Raw genomic sequence first — 19857 nt, forward strand, 5'->3', positions numbered from 1 at the left:
AACCTGTGGGGCATCCCTTCGTGGAACGTTACACGAAGGCAGTGCGTAAGACGGGGCCCACGACGGGCGGCCGCACCACGGCCGGGCCGCTCAGGGTGTCAGAAGTGGCCGATGGCGACCAGGGGGCTCAGAAGTCCTCTGTCGCATCGTTGCCGGCCCACTTCCTTGCCTCGGAAGTCGTCCGTCGGAGGGTTGGTCCGTCCAGTGCTCGCGTCCGTCGCAGGGCAAGGGCAGCCTCTCTTGCGCCGCTGCCTTGAGGCGTCACCCCCAAGCCATTGAGACGATCCGTCCCCGCTTGAACGAAGGAACATCCATGAGGTCAACCACTCGCGCCAAGAGAAGGACGGCAGTCGCCGCAGTCGCCGTTCTGCCGCTCCTGCTCAGCGCGTGCAGCGCGGGCTCTCTCGGCTCGTCCAGCGGGGACGACAGCGCGACCACGATCAAGCTACTCGTCGACAACGCGCCCGACAACCTTGCGGCCGCCAAGCAGCTGGCCAAGGATTTCCAGGCCAAGAACCCGAAGATCAGGGTCAGTGTGGAGACGCGCCCCGGCGGAGCCAGCGTCCACGCCACAAGCGATACCGCATCCTGCCCGCCGCCCCGACCATACCCACGCTCTCCCCGACGGCCGTGGTCACCGCGGCGCCGCTGATATCGCCGCATCCAGATCGGACTTGCGGACCGTCTCGACCAGCAGTACCGCCCCGGCCCGCGAAACCACTCCGCGACCGCCACCCTCGATGCGGACACGCGGATAGGACCCGATACGCCTCTTCACCTGGAGAGTGCCTCCGACGGTGGCGGGAAAAGGACCTCAGAAATCCTCATTCACGCAGGTAAGAGGAACTTTCTGCTTTCTTGATCGCCAGGCGGACAGCCTGCCCCGTGAAAGCGCGAGGCTAGGGGCAGAGGGCAATTTGCCCACGCTGGACACCCTCTCAGAAGCCGCGTATGTACGGCGTCGTCGTGCTCAGCCGCTTGAAACCGAGCCGCTGAAGGATTGGGCGGCTCGTTGGCATTGCATCGACCTGGAGGTGGCGTACTCCGTGGGCGGCAGCGAGGCGGGCGCGATGGGCCACCAAGGCCCGGTAGAGACCGCGGCCGCGGAACTCCGCGACGATTCCGCCTCCCCAGAGGCTCGCGAAGTCGGCGCCCGGAGTGAACTCGATCCGGGCTGCCCCGACGGGTCGGTCACCGACCATAGCCAGGGTCATCACGAAGCTGCCGGGGTTGTGCGCGAGCCGGTCGAGCAACTGGCCGCGCAGCCGCTCGCCGCTGGCGCCGAACGCAGCCTCGTGCACCTCCACAGCGAGTCTGATGCCCGCCTCGTCGGTGGCGTCCATGAGCCTTACGTCCTCGACGCGTTCGACGACGGTGGACAGTTCGGAGACCTCGGCGATCATCAGGCTCTCGGGATCCTCGGCCGTGAACCCCGCGCGCAGCAGCCTCTCGCCGAGGTCGGCGGGAGTGTCGTGCGCATACGTCTTCCACTCGAACTCGACCCCGAGCGCGCTGTAGTGCCGCACCTGCTCGGCGATCGCGGCGTCCGCGTTCGACGCGTCGAGGTCCGACCACACGATGCCGTTCCAGTCGTCCGGCCCGCCGCTCTGGCGGACCACTTTCGCCACGCGCTCGACGCGCACCCCAGCGTGGTCCGGCGGGACTTCGCGGCGCATCTGGCGATCGAACAGGCGTAGCACTTGGGCATGGTCCATGCGCGCATTGCAGCACCGGACACAAAGCCGCACAAACGAATTTCCACAGCGTGTGAGCGGTTCCGGAAATGTTGGTCCATCGAACCTGGACAGATGACGCGACCTCAACGGCTGATGCGGGTCAGCGGCAGACACTACCCACAACAAACCCCCATCATCCCGGCCGACGCCTACGTGAGTCACTGTTCGTCGTCGGCGAAGACGGCCGTGAGGTCACGGCGACTCCTGCGACGGTGTGTCCATGAATACGACACAGGACGGACGGCCTATCCCGCCTGCGCAGGCTGACGAGCGCGCCATGCTGGAGGCGTGGCTGGACTTTCACCGTGCGACTCTCGCCCTGAAGTGTTCGGGCCTGAAAGATGCTCAGTTACGACTGCCCGCAGTGGCACCGTCGTCGATGACGCTGCTGGGCCTCGTTCAGCACCTGGCTGAGGTGGAGCGCAACTGGTTCCAGCGTGTATTCGCAGGCCAGGACGTGCCGCCGGTCTTCGGGCAGAGCAATGGCGACGGCTTTGCCCTTCAGCCGGACCAGGGACTGGACGAGGCGATGGCTGCCTGGCAAGGGGAGGTCGCCCGGGGCCGTGAGCTGATCGCTGGCGCGTCGATGGACGACTCGAGCCGCCTGTCTGAAGAGGAAGCAGGTCACGTCGGTGATCAGAGGGTCTCGCTGCGCTGGATCATGGTGCACATGATCGAGGAATACGCTCGTCACAACGGTCACGCCGACCTGATTCGGGAGCGGATCGACGGAGTTGCCGGCGCATGAGGCGTGCTTGCGCGGTCACGAGGACCGCGCAAGCGGCCGCCTTCGCAGCACTGCCCGCGAAGGATCACAAAACGGTACGAAGATCCACTACCGGCAGCTTCTCAGTGAGGCCGGGAGTCAGGTAGGCGCGGTAGCGACCTTCAGCGAACAGGTCTCGGAGATACATTCCAGGGAAGTCCAGCACCTCACGTCGGCAGGCCAGAGCGATCCGGGCTCGGTAGGCGCTGTCACCGTCGAGGACGAGCAGGTCGCACCAGTCCGGCTCCGGTGAATCAAGGCCGACCAAGGTGATGTGATCGTCGGCCATTTGCTGGACCCACGTGGCAAGGTCTTCCAGGAGCCAGGCCAGGTTCATCCACGATGGTGCGGCGATCGCGGGCTGCCAGTCGTACTTTCGGCGGCCCTCGCGTCCCGGCTGTGGGGGCTCGCGCTCGGCATAGATGGGCGGTTGTGCAGGACCATCGGTCTCGGTGAATGTGATCTCCCGGGACCTGATGGTGAGAGCAGAGACACGGAAGTGGTCGATGCCGAGCTCGAAGGCGACTTCCGAGGCGTGAGCAAGAAACTCGCTGTCCGATATGGCCACGTGTTCCCTCCATGGATATGTGGTCCGCTCTGGTGCCCTTGGCCAGGGCGCCACGTGCGGGCAGGGACTTACCGGAGCTTGGTGCAGAAGCCAACGTAGACGCTCCACCGATCGTCACCGGCGACCTCTTCGGCATCCAAGTGAGTGCCGCGATCGGGTGGGCCGCACTCCCACAGGACAGCTGGGCGGACTACCTGGCGGCCCGGAAAGCCACCGATCAGCGCATGGTCGGAACTCTGACGGTGGTGGCCGGTCGAGAGCGTTCTCGCTCTGGTCAGCCCGGTGGATGAGCGAATAGCTCACGACCCGCAGGGACTCTCCCTGCGGGTCGTGGCAGACGAGGCCGTGTCTGCGAGCCAACGAAGCAGCGTAGTCAGAGACTTCTTCTGCCTTGGCGTAGGACATGAGTAGGTACACGATCGGTCCCGAGGCTTCGTCGACGACCCGTGGCGACGCCCAGACAATATTGCCGTGGGTGTCGTCCGGATTTCGCTCGAGGAGCGCCTCGACATCGACCACGATGGGCGGAGCCGGAGGCACAGGGATTTCGTCCGACTCGAGGTAGAACTCATAGAGTTCGTCGTAGACCGAGCCCGCCTGGTGGGCGTCGATTGGGCGGGCACTGTCCCACACAACCAGGTCGTAGCTCACAGGCGAATCGTCGCAGGCAGCGGTTCGGCCGGAGCCAGCAGGCTGTCAGATCGAGCCAGTTGCCGAAGGGGCCGTGCTCGACGTCGTCCACCAGGCCGTCGCTCTGCTCGCAGCCGTCAACGACGACCCGACCCACCTGTTCGGCCACAAGGGCACGACCAGCAACAGCCTTGTCCTGTTCGGCTCGGTCAACAGACGCCTGAACGGCTTCCGTGACCACCTCCACGAGCTGCTCAGCGCCCCGGACGCCCGTTCGGAGTCGTGATCACATGGCCGGGAAAAGGAGTGGACGGGGTGATGCTCGGACTTGTAGCTTGCCGTTGACCGTGAGATCGCCCGAGGAGGTGAGACCCATGAACGCTGTAGCGATGTGGGTGCTCCCCCTTTCCGTAACGGTCGGGCGATTGACGTAGGTGTCGCCGGGAGTGCCTCGCCAACAAGGCACTCCCGAAAGGCAACACCTATGCACGCTTCTCAGTTCACCGCCGAGCCGTCGTCGAACGGCACGGTCGAGCGCGACTTCACCGTGGACGACGTACCCGGACTCCGGTCGTCGGGCTCCGGCGCCGATCGCGCGCCCCTCATGTTCGACGTGATCATTGCCGGGTGCGGGCCGACCGGCGCGATGCTGGCCGCCGAACTGCGGCTGCACGATGTGCGGGTACTCGTGTTGGAGAAGGAAACCGAACCCGTGTCGTTCGTCCGCATCGTCGGTCTGCACATTCGCAGTCTCGAGCTGATGGCAATGCGCGGACTGCTGGATCGTATTCGGGAACACGGAAGACAGCGTCCGGCCGGTGGTTTCTTCGCCGCCATCAACAAACCCGCTCCCCAGGGCCTGGATTCAGCGCACGCCTATCTGCTGGGCATCCCGCAGCCGGTCATCGTTCACCTGCTCGAAGAACATGCGACCCAACTCGGTGCGCAGGTCCGGCGCGGTTGTGCGGTGGCCCATTTCGAGCAGGACGACGAGGGTGTGACCGTCGAGCTGGCCGACGGCGAACAACTGCGTTCGCGCTATCTCGTCGGCTGTGACGGCGGGCGCAGTACGGTGCGCAAGCTGCTCGGCGTCGGCTTCCCCGGTGAGCCCTCGCGGACCGAGACGCTGATGGGCGAGATGGAAGTGGGTGTGCCGCAGGAGGAGATCGCCGCCAAGGTGACCGAAATCAGCGAGACCGACAAGCGGTTCTGGCTCAGGCCCTTCGGTGAAGGGGCATACAGCGTCGTAGTCCCCGCCGCGGGAGTCGGCGAACGCGCGGAACCACCCACCCTCGAGGATTTCAGACAACAGCTGCGCGCCGTCGCCGGAACCGATTTCGGCGTGCACTCCCCGCGCTGGTTGTCCCGCTTCGGGGATGCCACCCGGCTGGCCGAAAGCTATCGGGTCGGGCGGGTGCTGCTGGCCGGCGATGCGGCGCACATCCATCCACCCACCGGCGGACAGGGCCTCAACCTGGGCGTTCAGGACGCCTTCAACCTCGGCTGGAAACTGGCCGCACAAGTCCGCCGTTGGGCGCCAAGGACACTGCTGGACACCTACCAGGCCGAACGCCATCCGGTCGCCGAGGACGTGCTGGACAACACTCGCGCCCAGATGGAACTGCACTCCACCGAACCGGGCCCGCAGGCCGTGCGCAGGCTGCTCACCGAACTGATGGACTTCGACGAGGTGAACCGCTATCTCATCGAGAAGATCACCGCGATCGGCATCCGCTACGACTTCGGCGAAGGCCCCGACCTGCTCGGCCGCCGCCTGCCCGACATCGACATGAAACACGGCCACCTCTACGGTCTGCTGCATCGCGGCCGCGGCCTGCTGCTGGACCGCACCGAACGCCTGACCGTCGGCGGCTGGTCAGACCGGGTCGACTACCTCGCGGACCCCACTGCGGCACTGGATGTTCCCTGCGTCCTGCTACGCCCCGACGGCCATGTCGCCTGGATCGGCGACGATCAGCAGGACCTGGACGACCACCTGTCCCGCTGGTTCGGCAAGCCCGCCAACTGATTTCGCCCGAGCAACCGAAAGGACCCGTGAGTGCAGCACCCGTCCATCGAATCCTGGGAGGGGGACATGGAGCGGCTGGGTCCTGTGGGCGGGGACTGCGTCCAGCCCGCAATACGTCCCCGCGAGGCCCTCGGTCACCGCGCCGACCGTGTCCGTGTCACCGCCGAGGTCGATCGCCGCGCGTTCACCGTGGGTCACCTTGATCTGAAACGCACCCGAGGAGGTGTGACAGTGCGCATGATTGCTCCATGGGAACTGTGACGGCGTTACGCCGGTACCCGGTGAAGTCCATGCTCGGTGAGGCTCTGACCAGTGTGGCGGTCGCCGAACGCGGGCTGCGCGGAGACCGAGTGTTCGCCGTTCTCGACGATACGGGCACGGTCGGCAGCGCCAAGCACCCCCGCAAGTGGGGTTCGTTGCTCCGCTGCCGCTCCACGCTGAACAGCACCGACACGGTCGTGGTCGAGGTGCCGGACGGAGTCGTCCTGTCGGCCGGAGACCCTGACCTGGACGCGAGGCTGTCCAGGCTGCTGGGCCGCCGCGTCTGCTTGTCGGACATGCCAGGGGAGCAGGGTGGCGTGCTCGAGCGGGCGGTGCCCGACTATGCGGGTGGTGTCCCAGACGACCTGCGGAGCACGGCAACCACCGACGCCACTGGTGCGGCCATCACCTCCGGCCGGGTCGCACCGGGGGCGTTCTTCGACTACGGCACAGTCCACCTCGTCACCACAACTGCCCTGGCACGGCTGCGGGCCGCGTACCCCACCGGAGACTTCGACCCGCGCCGCTTCCGGCCCAACCTGGTCGTGGACACGCCCGAGGGGCCGGACTTCCCCTCGGCGAGGCTCTCTTCCGTGTCGTGGTGCCCACACCCCGGTGCGTGATGCCCACGCTCGCTCAGGAGGAGTTGCCACCCGACCCCGGCATCATGCGCGCGGTCGCCCGCGAGCACCGCATACCGGTCTTCGACCTGGGCCGGCTGTCGTGCGTCGGGGTATACCTGGACGTTCTGGAACCCGGCACGGTGCGGATCGGCGACTCGGTCACAAGAATAGGAAGCTCGTGATCAGTAGCGTGACGGCTCGCTCAAGGTGGCGAGAAGCGGACTACGGTCGCCACACGGCCATGTGATGGGGCCGACCGACTTGTTCACGACGGTCGTCGAAGATCGTAATCGGGGCCACAGGACTCGTTCCGCTGGGCCCATTCGACACGTTCGAGGCCAAGCGGGGGAGACCCCGGTCAGGGGGCACCAGAGCGACGGCGGTGAACAGTTCGGTCCTTTGCTGCGGTGACAGTCGGCCCCAGTACGCGCTCGCCGTTTCCAGCGCCGGTCGCTCCCCGGGCTCTCTCCTCCTTCTCGGTCCGCTCCGGGCGAGGCTCGCGTCCTCCTACGCCTTCTCCCCACTCCCTCGCCTGGCGCGCATCCTCCCCTGCCCGGGCCCGATGGAGACCTTCCCTCACTGGACACGGGACTCCTCAGCGTCTTTGACGACACCGCCGGGCCCGGTGACACCAGCCCCCAGGTCATCAGTTCGACAAGGGGCCACAGTCATGCCGGGCCCGGCGGCCAGAGGCCCTCTCGATCAGCGCAGCCCGGCGAAGAGGTCGTTCTCGGGCACGGCCGCGCCGGTGGTGTCCTGGACACGTACGAAGGTCTCGGTGCCCATCAACTGGGTGAACCTTTCCCGGCCCATCCTGAGGAAGAAGATGTTCTCGCCCTGGCTGGCGTGCGCGGCCAGCGCATCGAACTTCTGGCCGCCGAAGGCGGTGGTGTCCACCCAGGTGGTGATCTCTTCGTCGGGGAGTCCGATCTCGGCCATCGCGGCGGCCTCAGCGGGATCCGGCTCCTGCCCGTCCCCACCGAACTCGCGCATGACCTCCCCGAACCGCTGCATCATCGAGCGGGGCGCCGTCGTCCAATACACCTTCGGTGTCAGCGTGGTCATCGCCAGCGCCGCCGTCGTGATGCGGTTGGCCTGGATGTGGTCGGGGTGGCCGTAGAAGCCGTTCTCGTCGTAGGTGACGACCACATCGGGCTGGTAGCGCCGCAGGAGTTCCGCGAGTCGGGCAGCGCCTTCCTCCACGGGCGTCTGCCAGAAGGAGCCGGGGGCGTCATTGGTCGGCCACCCCATCATCCCGGAGTCGGAGTAGTCCAGCATCTCCAGATGACTGATCTTCAGGACTTCGCAGCTTGCCTCGAGTTCTTGACGCCGCATCAAGGCGACAGCCGCCGGATCGTGCCCGGGATCGCCCGGCTTGACACCCCCCGGTCCGTCACCGCAACCGCCGTCGGTACACGTCACGAGGACCGTGCGCATGCCCTCCGCCGCGTACCGCGCGAGGACACCGCCGGTTCCAGTGGCCTCATCGTCGGGGTGGGCGTGCACTGCCATGAGCGTCAACGGCCGGTCATTCATGAAACGGTTCTCCTGTGTGAAAAGTCTGATGCCGATGACCGGGCGTACCGCGGACCCGGAGCTCCCGGATCACATCGGGACGGCTTGTTGGTCTCTATGTTCCCTGCCCGCGCGGCGCCGGTCCTCTTGGTCAGTGCAACAGTGTGGGCCGGGCCGACTGTTCCCGCCGCACACGAGCGGCGGGCCGCGTCGTCGCCTCGCCCGCGGCCGCCGGCTCTGTTACCGGTGGGGTGCCGGGATGGCAGGCCCTCCAGGACCCGACGCCGGTTTTGAGGGCGTCAGAGCATCAGCAGCAGTCGCGTGTTCGGTACGAGCTTGCGGTTCACGCTGGTGCTCTGTACGAAGATCGTGAAGTCGTCGTTGTGGTCCGGCTTGACGCGGACTTCCGTGTTCGGCAGCCCGAGCAGGGCTCGGGCCTCGGGTCCGGTGTACACCCGATCCGTCTTCTTCTCCAGCACCGCGATCTGCTTCCTTGCCTGGACCTTCTCCGACTTGCTCAGCTGGTAGAACGCACCACCGGTACGGTAGGTGTGCCCGCATTCGATGACCCAGTCCCGGATTGCCGCGTCACGGGCCACCGGGATCAGCTGGTACTCCGACGGGTTCACCGGGGTGAGGCCGGCCGCCTCGATGGTGTCCTTGTTGACCGCCTCCGCACCGGTGGAGAACACCGCCCGCGATCCCCGGATGCCCTGGGTGCGGCCCACCATGAAATTCTCGGTTGCCTGCCGGATGACCTGCCCGGCCTCTTCCAGACCCTGCGTGCTCGTGGCGTCCCAGATGGCGATGTTGTCCTTCGGGAATCCGCACTGCATGGCTTCGCGCTTGCCCATCTGGTCCGGCACAAGGACGGCCAGCGTCCAGTTGTCCTCCTGTGTCGCCATCATCTCGGCCACGGCCTTCACCAGTTCACGCGGATCCCTGGAAGGGGCATCCAGGCAGCGATGACTTGCGTTCTCCTGCCCGTCGGTCAGTACGAACGTCAGGAAGCTGTGGTCGCCGTACAGTTGAGCCGTCTGCGCCAGCTCCCGCTGTGACTTCAGTGCGGCCGCCAGCAGAGCAGTCATTCCACCGGCCCGGTACAGCTGCTTCAGCGACGGCATCCGCAGCACGTCCTTGTCGTAGATGACGCACTCCACCTTGTCCGCGAAGACGTACACCGTGACGCGGGTTTCCTGGTCCAGTTCCCCCGACCGGCGGGCAAGGTAGGCAATCTGCTGGTCGGCGACTTCGACGACCTTGCTGCTCAGGTGAGACATGGACGAACTGGCATCCAGCACAAGAGCAACGTGATTGATGTAGTTCTGGGTTCCGGACATGACAGCTCCCCCTCGTTCCGACTTGATGCTCCTACCGTCTCACCCACCACTGACAATCGATCCTGGCTCCCGAACCGGCCGAAGCGTCGCACCAGCCCTTCCGGCGCCCTGGAGTTGGCAGCGGGCCGAAGACGGCCTCCACATCAACAGCGGGAAGATGCCGATGGCGCGGCCACCACGCCGGAACTGCCGCGCAGCACGGGCCCGGCCGGAGTCGCGTTCGGGCGCTTCGGCCGCGAGTACCGACACAACCTCCGGGACGCGTTCGGCGCCCCCGCCGGGTTGCCGGTCTCGCCCGCCGCGCCGAAGGCACGCGACGCCGCCAAGCGCAGGAAGCAGCCGAACGCGAGGCCCGGCGTCCGGTGTGCGGGGACTGCGGGAGCGAGTTCACCGACGGCCGGTGGAAGGCCGGCACCAAGGCCGACTGGGGCCCCGGGGGCAGGCCCCCGCACCTGTGAGACGACTGCGAGACGCGGGCGTTCGAACCGGAGCGGAAGGCGGAACAGGCCGATCGCGAGCGCCGGGAGGCCAGAGGCGGCGCAGCCCTCGAAGACCGACGGCCGGCGCGGACGCGGCGCGGCTGCCACGGGCAGACCCCCCCGCCGGCGCGCGGGCTTGCCCAGGCGACTGTGGGCAAGCCCGCGTTGTCGGGGGTGGCGGCTGCAAGGCTGGACGACATGAACAGCGACGATGAACAGTTGCTGCGCGGCCGGGTCCACGGCCAAGACCCGAAGGCCCCCACCCTCGCCCACGGGCAGGCCGCGCTCACGACGGGGACCCGCCGGTCGGTATGGAGAGACCAGGCGGATCCCGGCAGGTGAGCGTGTGTCACCCGGTGGCGCAGGCCGTGCCGTTCAGGCTGAAGTCGGAGGGCTTGGCGAAGGTGCCGCCGGAGGTGCCCTGGATCCCGAAGGTCGCCTGGCCGCCGACCGCCACCTCCCCGTTGTGGGCCACGTTGCTTGCTGTGACGGCTCCTGAGGACCCGGACAGGTTCGCGTTCCAGGCATTGGTGATCCGCTGCCCGGAGGGAAGAGTGAACGCGAGCTTCCAACCGCTCACGGGGGAGGAACCGGTGTTGGTGATGGTGACGTCGGCGGTGAAGCCGCCCTGCCAGACGTTGGTCCCGTACGCCACCTTGCAGCCCGAGGGGCCTCCGGGCCCTCCGGGGCCGCCCGGGTCACCGGAGGAGCCCGTGTTGACCGTGGAGGAGAACGAGTTCACGGCGAGGCCCGTGCCGTTCTGCCAGGGCTCGAACCCTGCCTGAACACTCGTCATGTACCAGTTGTTCTGCGCGAGTCCGCGGGAGACTGCCTGCCGGGCGAAGTCCGTGACGTCGAAGGCCCAGCTGGTGATCGCCGACGGTGCGACGAACGACAGCACGTCGTTCGAGCCGTTGCTGCCGGTCCACACCTGCCACTCGCGCCCTGCAACGGTGGCGTTGCCGACCGGGGAGCCGATGGGCTGGATGAAACCGACCTTGTTGAACCAGATCATGATCTCGGTCCGGTTCACGCCGTCGGTGCGGGGTGTGGGGTCGAGCCAGATGTCGTACGAGGCGTTGTACGCCGCGTCGTTCACGTAGCCGTACGAGATGCTCGTGGGCGCGGAGGAGATGGTGCTGAGCTGCGCGGGAAGTTTGGTGCCGGGCGAGCAGTTGGTGTAGTGGCAGCCGTTGTAGACGGACGGGTAGGACTTCGGGGCGCCGTTCGTGGGGACGGATCCGTCAGCCTGGGTGATCCGGAACCCCGAGTCGGTGACGGCGATGCACTGGGTGGCGCTGGTGCCCCAGCGGTTGTTCTGAACCACGTAGCGGCCCTGGATGGTCGTTGAGCCGAAGGGTTGGCAGATCGTCGTGTCGGCCTGCGCCACTGACGCCGTGGTCAGTAGCGCGGCGAGTGAGACGAGCGAGGTGAGCAGCGCGCCGAGCAGGCCACGCGCGCTGTGGGCATGGTGCGGTGAAGGACGCATGCGGATCCTCTTGAGAGGGAGGGGGGTCAGAGGAAGCGTTTCCACGCCTTGTGTATGGGAGCGCTCCCAATCCTGGGTTCGGCTGGGACTGTAGGGATGGTTCGGGTCGCTGACAAGGCTGCAGGCATGAACATGTCGAAGTGTTTTCGGACCCGTAGTTCAGACAGGGGTGTCGAGACGCAGCGCGCCCACGCGGGAGCGCTCCTGTGACGGGATTCGTTCGCCTGCGACGCCTACGACAGTCAGGTCGACTCGCGTACGACCAGCTCCGTACGGAGGATGACGTGACGCCAGGCCACGGCGCCCTCTTCCATCTCCTCCAGGAGCAGTCGGATCATGGCCCGCCCGATCTCCTCGATCGGCTGCCGCACCGTGGTCAGCCGTGGTTCGGTTCGCTGAGCCAGTGAGAAGTCGTCGAAGCCGATCACGGCGACATCCTCGGGCACTCGACGTCCGGCCGCGCGCAGGGCCTCCAGAGCCCCCGCGGCTGTGGTGTCCGACGCCGCGAGGACGCCGTCGATGTCCGGATGCCGTTCGATGAGTTCGGCCATGGCGCGGCGTCCGCTCTCCGCCGTGAAGTCGCTTTCGGCGACACGGGTCGGCTCGCCCTTCAGGCCCGCCATCGCCAGGGCCTCCTCGTACCCGCGCAGCCGGCACTGGGCGGCGTACAGGTCGAGCGGCCCGGTGATGGTCGCGATCACTCTGCGGCCCTGTCTCAGCAGGTGGGAGACAGCGCTGCGGGCTCCGCCGATGTTGTCCGCGTCGACGTAACTGACGTACTCCTCCCCTGAGCGGCGCCCCAGCAGCACGGTCGGCAGCCGGGCTTCGGCGAGCATGTCGGGCAGCGGATCACCGGCGTGCACGGACATCAGCAGGACTCCGTCGACCCGTCCGCCGCGCGCGTACTCGAGGAAGCGCTGCCGTTCCGCGTCCGAGCGGACCAGGGTCAGCAGCAGTTGGATCCCGGTGTCTGTCAGTGCGTCGCCGAGCGAGCGGACGATCTCGGAGAAGAAGGGCTCGGCGAACTGCCGCCAGTCAGGCTCCGTCATGACCAGGGCGACGGCGTCGGCCCGTCGTCCGGCCAGGGAACGGGCTGCGAGATTGGGCACGTAACCCAGTTCCTCGATGGCCCGCTGTACGGCCCGGCGCGTCGACTCCTTCACCCCCGCAGCGTTGTTGATGACGCGGGAGACCGTGCCCCGCCCCACCCGCGCGTGGGCGGCCACCTCCTCCAGCGTCGGTGTCCCCAGGCGTCGTCTGCCCATGACCACCTCCCCCAAGAGATCACCGATCTTACCGGCCGGAGGGGATCGAGCACACGACTTCGCCAGTGGCATGGTTACGGACGGTCGTCCCGCACCCAAAGGTTGGGAGCGCTCCCGTTCTGATGGGGAGGTGCGGTTTTGTGCTGGTGGTCGAAAGGAGGACCTCGCTACCCGAGGCTCCGGTGTCCCCGCGTTTGCTTAGGGGAATATCGGTCCGTTCCATCGGTGGCCTGAGCCTGCGAGGAAGAGGGTCCCGGCCGTGCGTCGGTCACTACCTGCTGTGGCGTTTCCGTGCTCGCGCGTGAGCCTGGTCGTCCGGGAATCGTGCGTGAGGAGGACCGGGCGACCCCTGTATGGGTGGGGCCGCCCGGCCGGGTGACCCCGGCGCCTGGTGACGGGGTCGTGGACGCGGATCGCCGGCGGGGGCTACTCGAGGAGTTCCGCGTACGAGCCCATGGCCAGGGCTATGTCCGCCTGGGCCCAGAACCGGTGGTAGGTAAAGACGGGCGCGGCGCCGCCCTTGAGGTAGGCCTCGATCTTCGGCCAGGCCGGGTCGTTCGTGTAGAAGGACCGGATCGAGGAGAACGTCGAGGACGAGTCGATGGCTCGCCGTTCGGCATCCTGCCGGTCCAGCCGCTCGGCACGTAGACACTGTCGTTGAACCGGCTGTAGTCGCTGCGGGTCTCGGGGACAGCGATGCCGAGGCTGTCCTGGTGGTGGTCCCGCATGCCGTCCAGCAGCGCCTTCGCCGTCGACTTCGCCGTCGACTTCGCCTTCGCGTCACCGGACTTGGAGCCGTAGTACGTGAGTGCCTTGGCGTACGCGGCCGCCACGCCGACGTCGTCGGTGTAGTCGGCGACGGAGACGTGAAGTCCGCTGTTGGCACCGGGACTTGACGCGTTCCAGGTGTCGGGCTGGCCCGACCACTTGAGGGTGGAGGGAATCTGGTAGCTGCCGTCCGGGTTGATCGTGGTCTTGGACCGCGCCCACTTGACCCACTTGTCGAGGACCGCCTTCGCGGCGGCGTTCCCCGTCTGCTGGTAGTACTCGGCGACCCGCTCCATGGACCACGCCTGGAAGCCGAACCACTGGCCGAACGGCGGGTCGTGGTAGACCGGCTGCTCGTCGTAGTGCATGCCGTAGAACGTCGACTTCCCGGCCGGCGGGGTCGCGTAGCGGCCCGCCCAGCTGTTGGTCGAGCCGCCGGCGATCGCGCCCTCGTCCGACTGCAGCCGGCGGTAGAACTCCATCTGCCGCTGGAGCGACATGCTCCAGTCGGCCGCGCCGGTCGCCGACTTGGGCTTCAGGTCGGTGTGCACGCTGAGCGCGTAGGCGGCCAGCGGGTTCTGGTAGCCGCTGTGGGCGAAGCTGGATCCGATCCGCCAGGACCAACCCCCAGTGGTGTCGGTGGAGTCTCCCCAGGCGTAGTACCAGGACATCAGGTAGTGCGAGGCGTCCTTGCCGGTGCCTGCCGGACAGGTGGACGGCCCCACACAGTTGCCGATCTTCTTGAAGTACTTGTACTGCTTGGCGTACGGCTTGTCCCCGGTGAACAGGTCCAGGTAGCCGTTCTTGCCGCCGTACTTGAAGGCGTCGCAGGTCGGCTGCGGCACCGTCTCCCGCACCGATTCCTGCGGGCCGCGCTGGAAGGTGTTCATGTACGACGGTCCGGTCTCCGTCGGGCCGGCCTCGCACTTGCCGCCCGGGGTGTTGCCCAAGCCGTAGGTGTTGTCGACGTCCTGGATCCAGTGCATGCCGTGGACGTCGTCCGTGTTGTACGCCGACTTCAGCTCACCGGCGAGAGGGTCCGAACCGACGGGTACGGATGGGGCGAGCGTGGTCGGATACTGGTTCGGCGTGTCCTCCTCGGGCCCGTAGGCCGCCGGCTTGGACGCGCCGTAGAAGGAGTTGATCGGCTGGTCGGCATGGGTGGGGATCATGAACTTCTCCATGATCTCCCAGGGCGCCGTTGAACTTGGTCCAGTCACCGGTGACCTTGCGGTACATGGCCTGCAGCCAGAGCAGGTGGCTGTACGCCTCCCACGTGGTCTCGTGGCCGTGGTCCGGGGCCTCGACGATGAGCGTCTCGACCGAGTTGTAAGGGATGCCCTCGGGGGGAGAAGTAGCCGTTGGCCGGGTTGGTGATCTTGCCGTAGAGCTCCAGGAACCGGGCGTCGTACTCCTTGGACGCCGCGATCTGGGTGACCGTCACCGCCGCTTTGCCGTGTCCGCCGGCCGTCGACTCGAAGGTCGCCGCCCCCGTGCCGGAGGAGTCCGCCGTGATGGTCACCTTCTGCTCGGTGTTCCAGTTCGACGGGGTGAAGGTGAGCGACGCGCCGCCCGTCACGGACAGCCCCGTCAGCGACGCTCTTCTGAGCGCTGTCCTACCGGTGTTCTCTGCCCGGGGAGCCACGGCCGCGTGCACGGTGGGACACGTCGTCACCAGCCAGTGGGACAGCCTCTTCCAGGGCTTTCACCCGATCGACGGCCGTGACCCCGACGCGCACTACCGCACCGCCCACGTTCCAGCTCAGCCGGACGGCGTACGCCGTGGACGTGAACCCCGCGCCAGGGTCCGTCAACTCCGTCGAGGTCCTGGTGGCCCACGTCCGGACGCACGGAATGAAGTCCCCGCTCGATCCGTGGAGGTCCAGCGGTCGGCAGGCGCGCCCAGCGGCCGACCGCTCGGATGTGCACACGAGCTGCCGGAAGCCGATGCCGGCCATGCCTGACGCTTCGGCCCACCGGGCGTCGGCGGTCGGTCTCTTCGCACACCGCCGAGCGGCTGAGTGAAGTGCCGGCATGAGCCGGGGAGTTCGGGAGAACACCTGGTCGCATCCCCTCGTCGACCAGGGCGTGCGGTGGTGCGACGACCGTGAGCCAGTGCTGTCCGGCCGGACCCGGAACGCCCGGGACTGTTCCGCCGGTCCGCCCCTGATCTCCGCCCGCGCCGAAACTGCCACCGCGTAGGGCGTCGGTCCGGCGCCCGTTCGCGCGGCCTCCATCCGCAAGTCCCCATCCAGAGAAGGAAGCCCCCACTCATGAGTTACGGCAGGATATCGCTGCTCACCGCCCTGGCGCTGGTCGCCGGAACGTCGGGGACGGCGCTCCTCGTCGGCCAGGTCGGTGCTGCGACCTCGGCCGTCCCCTGCACCGTCGACCACAGGGTGCAGAGTCAGTGGGACGTCGGCTTCACCGCCGCCGTGCCCATCACCAACAACACCGCCGCCAAGACGAGTTGGTCGGTGAAGTGGTCGTACGGCGGCAACCAGAAGGTCACGAACCTCTGGAACGGGAAGGTCGGCCAGAACGGTGCCGACGTCACCGTCGCCAACGAGAACTGCGACGGCAGCCTCCCGAGCGGCGGCTCGGTCAGCTTCTGCTTCAACGGCTCCTACAGCGGCACCAACAGTGTGCCCGCCACCTTCACGCTCGACGGCGTCGCCTGCAAAGGACCAGCGACTGCGGCAGGTCATGGAGAGTCTGACTCGCCACCTCCACGACTTCGTGCGGGACATCGAACCCACGATGCAGGAGTGGGAAGCCGCGATCGGCTTCCTCTCCGCCGTGGGCCAGACATGCGACGACACCCGCCAGGAGTTCGTCCTGCTCCTCGACGTCCTGGGCGTCTCCATACTCGTCGAGAGCCTCAACGGCGCCGAGGAGGGAACCGAGAGCACCGTCGTCGGCCCCTTCTCGGGGTGCCTGTAAGAACCGTGTCACCGATCCTGCTGGCTTATTCCGTGCCCGGCGGGGCTGGCGGCTCGTTGGTCGGAACAGCAGCGGCCGTCTTGGCGTTCCCGGTCGCGGGTGGGGTGTGGAATGTCGATGCGGCCGAGGCCGTGGCCGAAGGTGCCTGAGCTGACCGCGCAGGTGGCGCGGGCGGTGGCGGCACGGGGCCCGTACCCGTTGGCGATGCGGGTCCGTGACGAACTGGGTGAGTTGTTCGCGGACGCCGAGTTCGCCGAGGCGTTCGAAGCCAGAGGGCGGCCGGGCTGGTCACCGGGCCAGCTGGCGCTGGTGACGGTGTTGCAGTTCGCCGAGAACCTCACCGACCGGGCGGCAGCGCATCGGGTGCGGTACGGCATGGACCTGAAATACGCCCTCGGCCTGGAGCTGGATGCTCCCGGGTTCGACGCCTCGGTGCTGTCCGAGTTCCGCACGCGCCTGGTCGAGCACGGGATGGAGGAGAAGGTGCTCGATCTGCTGCTGACCGCGCTCAAGGACCGGGGCCTGGTGAAGGCCGGAGGCAAGCAGCGCACCGACTCCACCCGCGTGCTGGCGGCGGTACGCGACCTGAACAGGCTGGAGCTGGCCGGGGAGACACTGCGGGCCACGCTGGAGACGCTGGCCTGCGCGGCCCCGGACTGGCTGACCGGGGCGGTGCCCGTTCGGGAATGGGCCGAACGCTACGGCCCGCGGATTCACTCCTGGCATCCGCCGGCTTCCACGAGCAAGCGCGAGGAGATGGCTCTGGCCTACGGCCGGGACGGGTTCGCGCTGCTGGAGGCGGTGCATGCCCCCGACGCGCCGATCTGGCTGCGGGAACTCCCGGCGGTGCAGGTCCTGCGCACGATATGGGTGCAGAACTACCACCGCGCCGGGTCCGAGGCCGGAGCGGAGGTGAAGCGGCGAGAGAGTAAAGATCTCCCGCCCGGCAGACTGAGGCTGGCCTCTCCGTACAACACCGACGCTCGCTACGGCCTCAAACAGGGCTCCTGGTGGACCGGCTACAAGATCCACATCAGCGAGTCCTGCGACGAAGCTGCTGACCAGGACGCGCCCACCGGCCAGGCGACGGTCCCTGGAGCCGACGGACCGCCGCCGCGCTTGATCACCGGCGTCGCGACCACCGACGCCACAGTGACCGACGCGGAAATGACCGAACCGGTCCATCACATGCTCGCCGCCCGTGGTCTTCTGCCCGCCGAGCACTTCCTTGATTCCGGTTACGCCTCCGCCGAGTTGATCGTGGGCATCAAGAAGAACTTCGGGGTCACCCTGGTCACCCCGGTCCTGATGAACAGCTCACCCCAGGCGCGTGCCGGCGCCGGGTTCGACCGCACCGCGTTCACCATCGACTGGGACAAGCGGCAGGCCACCTGCCCACGCGGGGACACCAGCACCTGGTGGAGCCCCGCCACCCTGCGCGGCACCAAGGCCATCGTCATCAAGTTCAACAAGGAGACATGCCGCCCCTGCCCGGTGCGCGACCAGTGCACCAGCTCGAAGACCGGCGGCCGGACTCTCTCCCTGCAACCCCGCGAGGTGCAAGAAGTCCTCGACCATGCCCGCCTCCAGCAGGGCGACGAGCAGTGGCGAGCCAAGTACGGAACCCGCGCGGGCATCGAGGGAACCATCCACCAGGCCGTCGCGGTCACCGGGATGAGACGTGCCCGCTACCTCGGTCTCCAGAAGACCCACCTGGAGCACGTCTTCTCCGCCGTCGCGCTCAACCTCATACGCCTCGATGCCTGGTGGAACGGCCACCCGCTCGACCGCACCCGCGTCAGCCACCTTGCCCGACTCGACCTCTCCCTCGCCGCGTAACCGAATTGGGGTCTGAGACTGGTAGGCGTCGTTGATCGTGTAGTCGGTGTTCGGCTGCCCGCCGTCGTGGATGGGGAGCGAGTGTCACGGACTGTGGTCGCGTCCGTCCCGTGGAGCGAAGGCTGAGAGGGTGTCGGCGTCGGGGGAGGCGCTGTGGCGTGAGCTCGTTGGTGTGCGTTAGTGCAGCTCGGTGCCGGTATGGCTCACTGTACTGGTTGCAACAGGTGTGGCGGGATCACTGAATCGAGGGACGCACGTTGTCGGGCATGACATGGAGAACAGACCATCTAAATGTGGAGTACAGCCAGTACTACCTCTGCGAATGGGGCAGCCTCCCCGACCCTGAAGAGATTCCGAGGATTCCAAGAGGGAACACGCTCGTAGGAGCCGGGAGTGGCTATCTGACCATTATGTCGGGCACACACAGCGGCTATATCACGCTGGCCATCGAGTGCCGGGATAATGAGCCGCCCCAGGATTTCGAAGCGTGGGAATCGGTCGTGGACGTCAGCCATCACAGCGAGAAAGGAATCATGTTTCTTCTCCTCTGGGCAGGAGATACTCTGCGCGAAGCCGGGAATCTGGCTCACAAGGGGCCCGGCTGGTACCGCATCCGAATTTACACCCGTGGACGTGACCAAGGGCGACAGCTCAGTGCGGTGCCTGAACTCCCTGACCATCCCGTTGAAGACCACCTAATCACCATCTGGCCCGCGCCCCCCAAGCATGAGGAGGTCCACAAGATTGAGGACCAATACGGGCTAAAGTCCTGGGATCCGTCAAGATCAGCAGCCCCACCCGTTTACCCCGGCTGAGGATTTCCCATCAACCTCGCTGTTCGGTTGGCTGGCCCGCCATCCGCAGCACCCAGCCCGCAGCAACGACCTGAGCACCTTGGCTGTCCCCGACATCCGCCATGCATGTCGGCCCGGGTCTGGCACGACGACCGGGGCATCAGCGGAATTGAAGGCCTACAGAACGCTAGCCGGCTGAGTCAGGACATCAGGGCCGGCGTGGAGCCGATACGCAGCGCGCCACCTGCGCGGTCAGCTCAGGCACCTTCGGCCACGGCCTCGGCCGCATCGACATTCCACACCCCACCCGCGACCGGGAACGCCAAGACGGCCGCTGCTGTTCCGACCAACGAGCCGCCAGCCCCGCCGGGCACGGAATAAGCCAGCAGGATCGTCACCAGCCGCAAACGACGGCAGTCCCTGGCGGTATATGTCGGCCGAGCAGGGCGGCCGCCCTACGGTTGCCATGGGGGTGTCGGCGTACCGTCCGGGTCCAGGCCGTCCGGCCACAGCTTGTTGAGTAACTCCCGCCTGATGGGCGAGCGGTACAGGGTGGTCTCGTCGTGGTCGGCGAACTGGCGGGCCAGGGATTCGGCGCCTTCCCGGTCCCCGGCCCCCTCCCGCGTCATCGCCAGGCGGTGCAGGACGTCGGTGTCGCCGTGGTCGGCGGCCTGCCAGGCCAGGGATTCGGCGCCTTCCCGGTCCCCGGCCTCCTCCCGCATCGCCGCTAGCCTCGATCTTTCGTGACGGTCGGCCGACGGAGTCGGCGGACCGTTTCGCTTTCGGTGGCTGAGGATGGGCACGCCGACAGC

At 67.2% G+C, this 19857-nt stretch carries 15 protein-coding genes and 4 pseudogenes; 10 read left to right on the forward strand and 9 right to left on the reverse strand.

The genetic code is table 11. The features are described from left to right. Positions 1-938: 938 nt before the first annotated feature. On the reverse strand, positions 939-1715 hold the full coding sequence (locus AWZ10_RS33825; protein WP_060892913.1) for a GNAT family N-acetyltransferase: 777 nt from the start codon (positions 1713-1715) through the stop codon (positions 939-941). Positions 1716-1956: 241 nt separating this feature from the next. Between AWZ10_RS33825 and AWZ10_RS33830 the strand changes: the two genes are divergently transcribed. After that, a complete protein-coding gene (locus AWZ10_RS33830) occupies positions 1957-2484 on the forward strand; it encodes a DinB family protein (RefSeq protein WP_107417550.1) in 528 nt (175 codons plus the stop codon). Positions 2485-2548: 64 nt separating this feature from the next. Here the strand turns inward: AWZ10_RS33830 and AWZ10_RS33835 are convergent, their stop codons facing one another. Beyond that, positions 2549-3070, reverse strand: a complete 522-nt coding sequence (locus AWZ10_RS33835) for a hypothetical protein (protein WP_060892915.1) — start codon at positions 3068-3070, stop codon at positions 2549-2551. 724 nt (positions 3071-3794) lie between these two features. Between AWZ10_RS33835 and AWZ10_RS33840 the strand changes: the two genes are divergently transcribed. Continuing rightward, positions 3795-3986, forward strand: a complete 192-nt coding sequence (locus AWZ10_RS33840; RefSeq protein ID WP_046703391.1) for a hypothetical protein — start codon at positions 3795-3797, stop codon at positions 3984-3986. 198 nt (positions 3987-4184) lie between these two features. After that, the gene (gene rox, locus AWZ10_RS33845) at positions 4185-5729 is read left to right on the forward strand and encodes a rifampin monooxygenase (RefSeq protein WP_060892916.1); all 1545 of its coding nucleotides are present in this window, start codon (positions 4185-4187) and stop codon (positions 5727-5729) included. On the opposite strand, the pseudogene AWZ10_RS54255 reads toward rox, so the two are convergent. Beyond that, positions 5637-5912: pseudogene (locus AWZ10_RS54255) on the reverse strand (ADP-ribosylglycohydrolase family protein); the annotation flags it as partial. The gene rox and the pseudogene AWZ10_RS54255 sit on opposite strands and share 93 nt — an antisense overlap. A gap of 65 nt (positions 5913-5977) precedes the next feature. On the opposite strand from AWZ10_RS54255, the gene AWZ10_RS54260 reads away from it, so the two are divergent. Both AWZ10_RS54260 and AWZ10_RS53090 read left to right on the forward strand, forming a co-directional pair. After that, positions 5978-6613: an MOSC N-terminal beta barrel domain-containing protein gene (locus AWZ10_RS54260; RefSeq protein WP_244172630.1), complete on the forward strand. Its 636-nt coding sequence runs from the start codon at positions 5978-5980 to the stop codon at positions 6611-6613. Further along, on the forward strand, positions 6613-6795 hold the full coding sequence (locus AWZ10_RS53090) for an MOSC domain-containing protein (RefSeq protein ID WP_244172631.1): 183 nt from the start codon (positions 6613-6615) through the stop codon (positions 6793-6795). The genes AWZ10_RS54260 and AWZ10_RS53090 overlap by 1 nt, the downstream gene beginning before the upstream one ends. 520 nt (positions 6796-7315) lie before the next feature. Here AWZ10_RS53090 and AWZ10_RS33855 read toward each other — a convergent pair. Next, positions 7316-8149, reverse strand: coding sequence for a PIG-L family deacetylase (locus AWZ10_RS33855; protein WP_060892917.1), 834 nt, complete (start codon positions 8147-8149; stop codon positions 7316-7318). A 278-nt stretch (positions 8150-8427) separates the two neighbouring features. Next, positions 8428-9468 (reverse strand): vWA domain-containing protein, encoded by a 1041-nt coding sequence (locus tag AWZ10_RS33860; RefSeq protein ID WP_046703387.1) that lies wholly within the window; start codon positions 9466-9468, stop codon positions 8428-8430. A 677-nt stretch (positions 9469-10145) separates the two neighbouring features. Between AWZ10_RS33860 and AWZ10_RS51785 the strand changes: the two genes are divergently transcribed. Beyond that, entirely contained in the window at positions 10146-10289 is a 144-nt protein-coding gene (locus tag AWZ10_RS51785) for a hypothetical protein (RefSeq protein ID WP_159058445.1), read from the forward strand. A 7-nt stretch (positions 10290-10296) separates the two neighbouring features. Here the strand turns inward: AWZ10_RS51785 and AWZ10_RS33865 are convergent, their stop codons facing one another. The 3 genes and pseudogenes from AWZ10_RS33865 to AWZ10_RS33875 form a co-directional block, all read right to left on the reverse strand. Beyond that, positions 10297-11436: a glycoside hydrolase family 12 protein gene (locus AWZ10_RS33865; protein WP_060892918.1), complete on the reverse strand. Its 1140-nt coding sequence runs from the start codon at positions 11434-11436 to the stop codon at positions 10297-10299. A 242-nt stretch (positions 11437-11678) separates the two neighbouring features. After that, positions 11679-12701 carry a LacI family DNA-binding transcriptional regulator gene (locus AWZ10_RS33870; protein ID WP_060892919.1) on the reverse strand — a complete coding sequence of 341 codons (1023 nt, stop codon included), beginning with the start codon at positions 12699-12701 and terminating at the stop codon, positions 11679-11681. A gap of 426 nt (positions 12702-13127) precedes the next feature. Next, positions 13128-15066: pseudogene (locus AWZ10_RS33875) on the reverse strand (glycoside hydrolase family 48 protein); the annotation flags it as partial. A gap of 676 nt (positions 15067-15742) precedes the next feature. Here AWZ10_RS33875 and AWZ10_RS54265 point away from each other — a divergent pair. From AWZ10_RS54265 to AWZ10_RS51790, 4 genes and pseudogenes are all read left to right on the forward strand, one after another. Beyond that, a pseudogene (locus AWZ10_RS54265) lies at positions 15743-16090 on the forward strand (cellulose binding domain-containing protein); the annotation flags it as partial. 22 nt (positions 16091-16112) lie between these two features. After that, a pseudogene (locus AWZ10_RS54270) lies at positions 16113-16397 on the forward strand (dioxygenase); the annotation flags it as partial. A gap of 132 nt (positions 16398-16529) precedes the next feature. Beyond that, positions 16530-18251 carry an IS1182 family transposase gene (locus tag AWZ10_RS48635; RefSeq protein WP_425264522.1) on the forward strand — a complete coding sequence of 574 codons (1722 nt, stop codon included), beginning with the start codon at positions 16530-16532 and terminating at the stop codon, positions 18249-18251. Between the two features lie 293 nt (positions 18252-18544). Then, complete coding sequence (locus tag AWZ10_RS51790) at positions 18545-19066, forward strand: hypothetical protein (protein ID WP_159058446.1); 522 nt, start codon at positions 18545-18547, stop codon at positions 19064-19066. Positions 19067-19500: 434 nt separating this feature from the next. Here AWZ10_RS51790 and AWZ10_RS33900 read toward each other — a convergent pair whose 3' ends face one another. Further along, on the reverse strand, positions 19501-19767 hold the full coding sequence (locus AWZ10_RS33900) for a hypothetical protein (RefSeq protein WP_060892921.1): 267 nt from the start codon (positions 19765-19767) through the stop codon (positions 19501-19503). Between the last annotated feature and the right edge of the window lie 90 nt (positions 19768-19857).

Origin of the sequence: Streptomyces europaeiscabiei, assembly GCF_001550375.1 — a bacterium.
Lineage (GTDB): Bacteria > Actinomycetota > Actinomycetes > Streptomycetales > Streptomycetaceae > Streptomyces > Streptomyces europaeiscabiei.